Source organism: Olsenella sp. Marseille-QA0557, from assembly GCF_965119725.1.
Lineage (GTDB): Bacteria > Actinomycetota > Coriobacteriia > Coriobacteriales > Atopobiaceae > Coprovicinus > Coprovicinus avistercoris.
In genome coordinates, this window is the sequence record NZ_CBCPMI010000001.1 from 414,290 (window position 1) to 424,774 (window position 10,485).

A 10,485-nucleotide genomic window follows, 5' to 3' on the forward strand; every position below is an offset into this window, starting at 1 on the left:
GGTAATACATAGATAATTACCTATGGTTTTAATATCAATAATAATATTTTACATATGAATAGGAGTGGACTACGGTCGTTTTATGGCAGAACGTAGGTGAAACGGATGGTTATGGACACCCTATTCAATCAAGATTACAAAGGCCATCTTCAAACAGCAGGCCTTACGTCGGCAGAAGCGGCTCGGCGCCTGTTGCAATACGGTCCCAATGAAGTTGCAGAACCCAAGCATCATCCTTTCCTTGCATTCCTCAAACGATACTGGGGCCCCATGCCGTGGTTGCTTGAGATAGCCGCCGTACTTGCACTGCTTGTTGGACATATAACCGAAGCTCTTATCATCGTTGTTCTTCTCACCATCAATGCTGTTATAGGCAGTGTGCAATCGAATAGCGCTGCTCGATCAGTGCGCATGCTTAAACAGAACCTTCAGGTACAGCTTCCTGTTCTGAGGGATGGAGTTTGGCAAGATATTGCTGCTCGAGAACTTGTTCCGGGGGATGTCATTACCCTCTCTCTCGGCTGCATCGTCCCTGCTGACGCTTCTGTTTTGAAGGGAACCGGTGATGTTGATCTCTCTTCACTCACAGGTGAATCTCTCCCTAAAACAGTAGGTTCAGGAGATCTCGTACCTTCGGGCAGCGTGGTAGTTCGTGGCAAACTCCAAGCGCGCGTGGACGCAACCGGCGAAAACACTACCTACGGCAAAACCATCTCTCTTGTTCGCGATGCTCAACCACGCTCACACCAACAAGATCTACTTTTTGAGATCGTTCGAATCATGATGTATGTTGGCGTTGCAGCCTCTGGTGTCGTTGGTATTTATGCCCTCATTACTGGCAAGAGCTTGCTTTCTATAGCATCCCTTGTCGTAACGTTTTTAATGGGAGCAGTTCCTGTGGCGCTGCCAGCTGTTCTCTCCATTGTTCAAGCAGCCGGAGCTACCACACTTTCCCACGAAGGTGTGCTGGTTACGCGTCTAGACTCCGTCGAAGATGCCGCTTCAATTGATGTATTTTGCCTTGATAAAACCGGCACGCTCACCAAAAATCAGCTCGAAGTTCAAACACTAATTCCGCTTACGGCGGCATCTACTCCAGATGAGATAAAACAGCTTGCCGCAATCTCTTGCGATCAGACAGGTTCTGAACCTATCGATGCCGCCTGTCTAAAACTTGCAGTCTCTCAAGACCTCAACGCACATCAGATAGCTTTTTCTCCCTTTGACCCTGTCACCAAGTGCACCGAGGCGCGCGTACGCTTTTCAGACGGACAAGAACTTACGCTTGTTAAAGGTGCACCGCGCGTTATTCTTGCTCGCTGCACACAGCTCTCCCCCGACGAGCAAGCGCATATTCTTAACCTCGTTGGCAAGCTCTCACATAAAGGACTCCGCGCCATCCTCCTTGCGAGCAAAACAGGAACAACAATGCCTCTTCAGCCAGTCGGTTTGCTCGGTCTTGCCGATCCACCACGAGAAGATGCTTCGCGACTTATTGGACAACTTCAGGCGCTTCAGATTCGTTGTGTCATGCTCACCGGGGATGACAGAGCCATTGCACAAGAAATAGCCGCACAAGTTGGCATAGGTTCCACAATTATTCGTGCGAGTGATCTGCGTAAACTCTCGCATACCGAACAGCTCTCCACGGTTGAAACTGCCGATGGTTTTGCTGAGGTGCTTCCAGAAGACAAGCACCGTATTGTGAGCTTGCTGCAGGAAAATGGACATAGTGTTGGCATGACAGGCGATGGCGTTAACGACGCACCAGCTCTTCGCCAAGCAGAACTCGGGTGTGCTGTTGAAGGCGCAAGTGATATTGCCCGCTCTTCAGCCAGTGCAGTACTTACAACACCTGGACTTATCGGGCTTGTGCGAGCAGTAACAGAGAGCCGACGTGCCTACCAACGCATGCTCACATGGGTAATAAACAAAGTTACAAAAGTTATCGAGACGGTAGTTCTCTTTACGCTGGCTTACTTTCTTACAGGATCAATGCCTATTACCCTGCTTGGAATGTCGCTTTTGGTATTTGCTAATGACTTTGCCACAATGTCCATCGCAACTGACAATGTCAAAGCCACCAACTCCCCCAATGCGTGGCAACTACGCTCTCTTGTTGCAGCAGCAAGCGGCCTCGGTGCGCTCTTCGCACTTGAGGATCTTCTCATCTGGGTATTGTCCACAACGGTATTTGGTTTAGATCAGAATGCGGCCTGTACACTTGTCGTGTTTGCGCTTGTCGTAAATTCTCAAATACGTATTCTGTGCGTCAGAGAACGAAATCATTTTTGGGCTTCACGCCCCGGTATTGGCATGCTCGTCGTTGCTCTTCTCACAACTGCCTTGTTCTTAGGTATGGTTCTCTTTGGGTGGATTGTTCCCGCCGTAAGCTGTGGAGCAGTACTTACAACAGGCGTTATTTGCCTTGTGGGTGGCATAGGAATTGATTTTGCAAAAGTGGCTCTTTTCCATGCGTTCAGAGTAAAGTAGCAGCAATATTTCTTCGTGTTACAGGAGCTGACATGCGCGCATTTATTGCTCTTGAAATTCCACCGGCATTTTCGTTAGAGGTACTCAAGATTTCTCAGCACCTTCAGGAAAAGCTTAAAGGGCGCTTCGTGCCTCAAGCAAATTACCACCTTACGCTGGCGTTTTTAGGGGACATACCGGAAGAGCAGTTCCTGGTTGCACAAGATGCTTTGCAAACTGCCTGTGCCTCGTGTGGACAAGTCATGCTTAAACCCACCAAACTTGCCCACTTTGGCAACAAGAAGAGAGCAACCCTGGTACTCGCAATGGATGGAACAGCTCATAATCCTGCTTCATCAGCGTCAAGCTCTCCCAATGAGCTGGCACAGTCCGTGCGCTCTGCTCTCACACTCGCATCTCTTACCTTTGACGAGAAGGACTTTTATCCTCACATCACACTCGCACGCAAAGCGGCTTTGGAAGAGATTGATTGTGACACCTTGTCCACACCGCTTCCAAAAGCTTGTTGTGCCACAAAGGTCACACTCTTCCAGAGCCACCTATCCTCAACGGGAGCTCGCTACGAGCCGCGCTTCTCAGTTGCGCTTAACGAGGATCAATCTCAATGCTCTCCGCACCAGTAATGATCACATTTGCCGAAAGGAATGCCTCAAGAGCACGACGTGCAAACGCAACATCGCGTACGTCTGCGGTTTCACTAAACGAATGCATAGCAAGCTGGGGACAACCAACATCCACTGCATGCATGCTTGCCTGAATATTTGAGAGGTTACCCAGTGTAGAGCCGCCTGCCATATCAGATCGGTTAGCAAAGCTTTGATACGGAATACCAGCACGCTCAAGAATGGCAATAAGTGCTGCACGACTAAATGCATCGGTGCAGTAGTGTTGATTTGCCGCCTCTTTGATGACAATACCCTCATTCAGATGGCAGCGATTATGTGGATCGTACAGTCCTGAGCGATTGGGGTGCACCGCATGAGCATTGTCACAACTCACCAGCATTGAACATGCAAGTGCCCTCAGGTAGTCCTCTTTCGAAGCGCCCAAACTCAGGCTCAAGCGCTGGAGCGTATCAGCCAAAAACGTTGACATGGCACCTTGCTTGGTATTGGAACCTACCTCTTCATTATCAAAGCAACAGGTAACCAAAATGGCATTTGGATTTGTAGCAGCTAAAAATGCCTCAAGAGCCACATAGGCACACATCAAATCATCCAAACGAGGGCCTGAAATAAACTCATGCGCCATGCCCCATATCGATGCTTTTTCACTGCTCACCAAAAACAAATCGCGTGCGAGAATATCGTTCTCAGAAACTCCTGCCACATGTGCAAGACATGCCTCAAACGAACCAGGAGCACATAAACCGGCAGAAACTATCGGCATCAAGTCACGCTCACGATGGGGAGAAAAGCTCTCATTTTGAGAGCGATCCAGATGTATTGCTAAGCTCGGAATTCTTGCAACATGATCGAGTTGTACCAGACGGCTCGATACGCGATTCTCATGGCGAACAAGGAGCCTGCCAGCCACCGAGAGTGGCCTATCAAACCAGGTGTAGTCAAGCATGCCACCATATGGCTCAGCATCCAGTTGCACATACGATTCGCAGCCGGCAACCTCAGAGGTTGCCTTAAGTTTGAGCGCTGGCGAATCCCCATGCGCAGCAAGCACCTGAAAGTGATAGGGCTGCTCTTCGGATACCTGCGCTCCTACTTTAAACGCAATGATGCTGGAATTATTGCGTACGGTATAGCACTTCGATCCGGGCTCGACGTGCCATGCTGCACCCTCAGGGAGATACACAAACCCTGCGTTATCAAGACGTGCGCGTATAGAAGAGACACTATGAAATGCAGTGGGGCTGTCATTTACAAAATGGCAGAGCCCTTGAGCTTCTTCGATTTCTTCCGCTGTAGGAACCCTTTTACTATCTGCCTTCTCCTGCATGGATCCTCCGATATCATCCGGTGTTTATCCACGCTTAAATGTAGCCGATTTTTATCCCTCAGAGACGAGTTTCAGCCCTATCACGCATCCAACAAGCCCCACGATAAGAGCTATTCGAACAAAAGATACCGGTTCGGCACCCGTAATCATGCCCCAGATAACCGTAAGCGCTGCCCCAATACCAACCCAAACGGCATAAGCAGTTCCCGTAGGAAGCGTACGCACAGCAAACGAAAGACCTGCCATGCTGGCAAGTAAGCCAACAAAAAATACTATAGTGGGAAGTGGTTTACTAAAACCTTCGGAAGCACCAAGAGCTGTTGCCCAAACCGCTTCCATAGCACCTGAAACGATGAGTACTATCCAATCCATGAGGTTCCCTTTCTATGATGCGCCGTCTTTGCGATCCTGGTACGGCTGCCCTCGTCAGGGGCCCTCACGGGTCAAAGCGGAACTATATCAGTAATGTAGTATGAGTTCAATTTTTGTTCCCCTTGTGAAAGGAACACTATGTTGCATATTGGACACGGCTACGACGTACATCGCCTGGTAGAAGGACGTCCTTGCATCATCGGCGGTGTAACCATTCCTTATGAACGTGGTCTTTTGGGACACTCTGATGCAGATGTACTTGCTCATGCACTCACCGATGCTCTTCTCGGCGCTGCACGTCTCGATGATATTGGAAGCCTCTTTCCTGACACTGATCCAGCATTTGAAAACGCTAACTCTCTCATACTGCTCTCCCGCGTCATGGAGCTTGTACGCTCTCAGGGTTTTGAGCTCATAGATGCAGATTGCACCATTGCTTGTCAGGCTCCAAAAATTGGCCCACATCGTCAGGCCATGCGTGAAAACTTGGCTCATGCCATGGGAGTAACGGTTGCTCAAATTGGCGTTAAAGCAACCACCACAGAACGCTTAGGCTGGGAAGGTGAAGGAAAAGGCATTGGGGCTTGGGCCGTATGCCTTCTTACCACCACAGATAGCCCTGAACAAAATGCAGATAAAGCACTATAAGAACTTTGAAAAACGAGGGTGGAAGGGAGTTTTGACATTACGTATTGAGAACAGCATGGAAAGGACGACCTATGTTTTCCGTTAGTGCTCTTGGCGAGCTTTTAATTGATTTTACTGACGCAGGTATCTCTGCAAGTGGGCAGCGCCTCTTTGAACGCAACCCGGGAGGTGCACCAGCAAATGTTTTGGTAGCACTTGAACGTTTGGGTCACAAAACAGCTTTTCTTGGAAAAGTTGGATGCGATATGCACGGAGATTTTCTCCGCAAAACCCTTGAAGAGCAGGGCGTGGATACCACCGGCCTCATTTCTGATCCCGATACGTTTACCACCCTTGCCTTTGTCGCTCTCTCCGAAGATGGTGAGCGCACATTCTCATTTGCACGTAAACCCGGTGCCGACACACGCCTTACCACAGACGAACTCGCTTATAACGTCATCGAAGATTCCCACGTATTTCATGTGGGATCGCTCTCTCTTACCAACGAACCAGTACGCTCTGCAACACATGCTGCTCTGGCATATGCCCGCGACCATGACTGCGTTCTCTCGTATGACCCCAACTACCGTGCAAACCTGTGGTCATCAGTAGAAGAAGCCTGTGAGCAAATGCGCTCGGTCGTGCCCTACATGAACCTCATGAAGCTTTCAGATGAGGAGTGTGTCCTGCTCACCGATAAGAGCGACCCTCAGGAAGCAGCAGCAAGTCTGCTTGCGCAAGGTCCGTCTGTTGTGGCGGTTACCCTTGGCGAAGGCGGCGCCTATGTCTGCTGTGCCGATGGTGGTATGGAAGTTCCCGCTTTCCCAGCAGTTGCGGTTGATGCAACAGGAGCAGGCGACTCCTTCTGGGGAGGATTCCTTGCGGCGTTTTGCGAAAGCAGCAAGAAGCCTGAGGAGCTTACCCTGGATGATATTGCGCAGTTTGCACGTAAGGGCAATGCCGTCGCCTCGCTCTGTGTACGCAAACGTGGTGCTATTCCCGCAATGCCCACCCGCGCTGAGGTGGAAGAATTGCTCAACCAGTAGCACTTCACCTCTTGATGTTTAACTCCTCTGCGATATAACGTCCTGTAATACTTTCCGGGCACGCCGCTACCTCTTCCGGCGTGCCCGCACAAACAATGCGCCCACCGGCATCGCCACCACCAGGACCCATATCAATAACCCAATCGGCGTTGGCGATCATATCCAGATCATGTTCAATAACTACAACCGTTGCACCATTATCGATAAGACGCTGCAAAACTTGCAGCAGCACTTCAACATCAAGTGGGTGCAAACCAATAGTCGGTTCATCAAACACAAAGAGTGCATCGGCCTGATTACGTGTGAGCTCACTCGCCAGTTTTAACCGCTGTGCTTCTCCACCCGAGAGCGCCGGCGTTGCCTCTCCTAACGTCAGATATCCCAGGCCCAAATCAGAAAGTACCTGCAGTTTTGTCTTGGCAGACTTCAAGTTTGTATCGATAAGCACTTCTCGTGCTTCATCCACCGTACAGGCAAGCAACTCAGGCAAGCTCATGCCAGCAAGCACTATGTCGTAAGCACTTCGTGCATAACGCACACCGCCACAATCGGGACAAGGGATATCAACATCGGGCAAAAACTGTATGTCCAGCGAGATTTGCCCTGTGCCATCGCAGGTAGGACACCGCAATGATCCGGTGTTATAAGAAAAAGCCCCTGCTTTAAGACCTTGCTCTTTGGCCTCAGGTGTTTTTGCATAGGCACGACGTAAATCGTCCAGCACTCCCGAATATGTTCCCACCGTCGAACGAACATTAGCTCCGATAGGTGTTGCATCAATGAGGTTAACGCGACGAAGATCTGAAGAATCTACTGCATGAACATGCTGCGGAAGAGCAACCCCAGCAATTGCAGCTTTAAGACCAGGAATGAGACTCTCCAGCACCAGCGTTGTTTTACCCGAACCCGAAACACCTGTTACTGCGGTGAGACGTCCCCGGGGAATATCCACTGAGAGAGGCTGCACAGTATGGAGTGCGCCTGTATCAAGATGTATATGCCCCTGGTCAAAAACCTCGTTTTTATCTGACCGTTTTCTTACACGAACCTGGCATGTGCCCGTAAGAAAAGGACCGATCCTCGTAGCTGGATTCTTTTCCACCTCTTCAGGTGTGCCCTGACAGATTACTTCGCCCCCATGAGCACCAGATCCTGGACCTATCTCAATGAGATGATCGGCATGACGTAAAACACGCACATCGTGATCGACCAGCACCACTGAGTTTCCATCGGCAAGAAGATCATCAACAACGCCCAGCAAGCCTTCAACATTGGAAGGATGGAGTCCAATCGAAGGCTCATCCAACACATACAACACGCCACAGGTACGGTTGCGAACGGCACGGGCAAGCTGCACACGCTGACGCTCTCCTGTTGAAAGCGTAGCCGAAGCTCGATCAAGCGTGAGGTATCCCAAGCCCAATTGTTGCAAGCGCATACAAGGTTCAACCATCTCATTGCAGATAGTCTCTGCCATAGGACGCATATCATCTGGCATAAGAGCTGGTACGGTGGGCACCCATGAGGCAAGTTCATCAAGGGTAAGCGCTGTTGCATCAGCCAGTGTCATACCATCAATTACCGGGCCATGCGCTGCTGCTGATAAACGTGTGCCTCCACAATCGGGGCAAACAACCTCTCGCAGAAAGCGAGCTACGCGCGCAAGCCCCTTCTCATCTTTCGCTTTTGCCAAGGCATTTTTAACCGTATTAACTGCACTGTAATAGGTGAAATCCATCTCGGCAAAAGTGTCAGTCTTTTTGGCTTTATAGATGATATGACGCTTTTCCATTGGTCCATGGAAAACTATTTCACGCTCTTCAGGGGTTAATTCACAGAAGGGGACGTTGGTGCGTACACCCATCTCGCCGCAGACCTGTTTCATAAGATCCCACATCAGGGTACCCCATGGAAGCACGGCACCATCGTCTATTGAAAGAGATTCGTCAGGCACGAGCGTTGTCTCATCAACTGTACGCACCACTCCTGTACCACCACATGTTGGACAGGCACCACCGCTATTAAAAGCAAGGTCTTCTGCACCAGGGCCATAAAACTCTGCACCGCATATCGGACAGGTAGTTGGACGCATAAGAGCAACATCCATATTGGGTGGTACATGGTGGCCGTTGGGGCAAACATAACTCCCTAAACGTGAAAACATAAGGCGAAGATAATTAAGCAGCTCTGTAGAAGTACCAAAGGTGGAGTGAACATCGGGTACACCAGGTCGCTGACGAAGCGCCAATGCAGCAGGTACATGCAATACTTCGTCCACCGTCGCCCTACCGGTTTGTGCAATCCGACGGCGTGTATAAGTAGAGAGTGCATCGAGATACCGTCGGCTTCCCTCGGCATAGAGGGTGCCCAAGGCGAGCGAACTCTTTCCAGAACCCGATACACCAGCAATACCTACTAAACAACCCAACGGTATATCTATATCTATGTTTTTGAGATTATGAACACGAGCGCCACGAACTTGTATGCAACTGGGTCGATCGTATACCTGTGATGCCATCGTGTCATCCCTTCTATCTTCGCGTGAAAGGGCAAGATGATCCACCCGCTTACCCAATGTTTCTCGATATAAGGAAATCCTCTAAGCCCAATGGGTACCATAAGACAAATTTGCAGCATCGGATCGGCTGAACGCTGCTTAATCGGGATTGGAGCCCGTATGTCTACTGCTCCGCACGACCTTGCCAATAATCAAGACTCTTGTCCAACAGCCAACACGACTGCTGATAACAACTCCTCTGGTAATGGACAACAACCTCATGATGAGCGTAAAGCACGGCGTGAGAAACGCATACACTTCGTGCTGTGTCTCTATGGTTTGTACAACTTGATATCAGGGGTCTTTGTTCTTGGCATAGCCGCTTTCCTGGGATTTATTTTAGCGACCGACGGAAAGCATGTTCTCATCAGTTCGAATGATGTGACACTTACAACGGTTCTATCTGTCTTTCAAATTGTTCTACTTATTGTAAATGCAGCAATGGCCGTTGGTCTTGGTATAGCACTTATACGTAATAAGCGTCGTCATGCAGCACAGGCGGCCTATGCCCTTATTGCCCTTAATATTGCCTCACTTGTAGTCGACATTATGTTGCATGGTGCTGTGAATAATGTCCTGGCTTCCATGGTGCATTTTGCCATTCTCATCATTATTGCAACCACGATTGACCCCACCCTTATCTCAGAACGCCGCCTTCAAAGGCACTTGCGTGAGATGGAAACCGAACAGGAAGCTGAAGAGGGTACCTTAGGCAGAGCCAAAGGTGACAGGGGTTTCATTGAGCTCGACTTCTTCAATCTCTTTTGGGTGTTTGTTGTCTGTTGTTTCTTAGGCCTTGCTATCGAAACGATTTATCACTTTGTCATTGTTGATCCAGGACACTATCAGGATCGCGCCGGTCTGTTGTTTGGCCCCTTCTCCCCCATCTATGGGTTTGGTGCCGTTCTTATGACCGTTGCACTCAATCGTTTTTATAAGGCCAATCCCATCATTATCTTTTTAGTCTCCGCTGTCATTGGCGGAATGTTCGAAGCAGCAGTGTCTTGGTTTATGCAAGTAGGCTTTGGCGCTGTTGCCTGGAGCTATTCAGGCGCTAAAGTATTTGGTCTTTTCCCCGACCCCATCGCCCAGCTTACAGGGGGGAGAACCTGCATCAATTTTATGTGTATGTGGGGAGCATTGGGATTTGTTTGGATAAAAGCCTGCCTCCCGTGGCTCCTGCGGCTCATCAATAAAATCCCCTGGAAACTGCGGTACTCATTCACAACGTTTTGCGCCATTCTGATGATCATCGATGGTGTTATGACCCTACAAGCGCTTGAATGCTGGTACGACCGAGAAAGCGGCATACAGCCAAATTCTCCTATCGAAGAGTTTTATGCCGATCACTTTGATAATGAGTACATGGCACATCGCTTCCAGTCTATGACCATTACACCTTCTGATTCCGCACGTGTTCCATCACAGAAAGCATAG

General features: G+C 49.6%; 8 protein-coding genes. 5 read left to right on the top strand and 3 right to left on the bottom strand.

Going from position 1 to position 10,485, the window contains the following annotated elements; genetic code table 11:
• Positions 1–111 precede the first annotated feature (111 nt).
• Both ACQY6Y_RS01860 and thpR read left to right on the top strand, forming a co-directional pair.
• Positions 112–2,493: a plasma-membrane proton-efflux P-type ATPase gene (locus ACQY6Y_RS01860; RefSeq protein WP_428378611.1), complete on the top strand. Its 2,382-nt coding sequence runs from the start codon at positions 112–114 to the stop codon at positions 2,491–2,493.
• A gap of 32 nt (positions 2,494–2,525) precedes the next feature.
• Positions 2,526–3,116: an RNA 2',3'-cyclic phosphodiesterase gene (gene thpR / locus ACQY6Y_RS01865; RefSeq protein ID WP_428378612.1), complete on the top strand. Its 591-nt coding sequence runs from the start codon at positions 2,526–2,528 to the stop codon at positions 3,114–3,116.
• Here the strand turns inward: thpR and ACQY6Y_RS01870 are convergent.
• Positions 3,079–4,446, bottom strand: a complete 1,368-nt coding sequence (locus ACQY6Y_RS01870; RefSeq protein ID WP_428378613.1) for a M18 family aminopeptidase — start codon at positions 4,444–4,446, stop codon at positions 3,079–3,081. The genes thpR and ACQY6Y_RS01870 overlap by 38 nt on opposite strands.
• A 51-nt stretch (positions 4,447–4,497) precedes the next feature.
• Positions 4,498–4,818 carry a DMT family transporter gene (locus tag ACQY6Y_RS01875; RefSeq protein WP_428378614.1) on the bottom strand — a complete coding sequence of 107 codons (321 nt, stop codon included), beginning with the start codon at positions 4,816–4,818 and terminating at the stop codon, positions 4,498–4,500.
• 138 nt (positions 4,819–4,956) lie between these two features.
• On the opposite strand from ACQY6Y_RS01875, the gene ispF reads away from it, so the two are divergent.
• Positions 4,957–5,466, top strand: coding sequence for a 2-C-methyl-D-erythritol 2,4-cyclodiphosphate synthase (ispF, locus tag ACQY6Y_RS01880; protein WP_428378615.1), 510 nt, complete (start codon positions 4,957–4,959; stop codon positions 5,464–5,466).
• 71 nt (positions 5,467–5,537) lie between these two features.
• Positions 5,538–6,491, top strand: coding sequence for a carbohydrate kinase family protein (locus ACQY6Y_RS01885; RefSeq protein ID WP_428378616.1), 954 nt, complete (start codon positions 5,538–5,540; stop codon positions 6,489–6,491).
• Positions 6,492–6,495: 4 nt separating this feature from the next.
• Here ACQY6Y_RS01885 and ACQY6Y_RS01890 read toward each other — a convergent pair whose 3' ends face one another.
• On the bottom strand, positions 6,496–9,009 hold the full coding sequence (locus tag ACQY6Y_RS01890) for an excinuclease ABC subunit UvrA (protein ID WP_428378617.1): 2,514 nt from the start codon (positions 9,007–9,009) through the stop codon (positions 6,496–6,498).
• A gap of 159 nt (positions 9,010–9,168) precedes the next feature.
• Between ACQY6Y_RS01890 and ACQY6Y_RS01895 the strand changes: the two genes are divergently transcribed.
• A complete protein-coding gene (locus ACQY6Y_RS01895; RefSeq protein ID WP_428378618.1) occupies positions 9,169–10,485 on the top strand; it encodes a putative ABC transporter permease in 1,317 nt (438 codons plus the stop codon).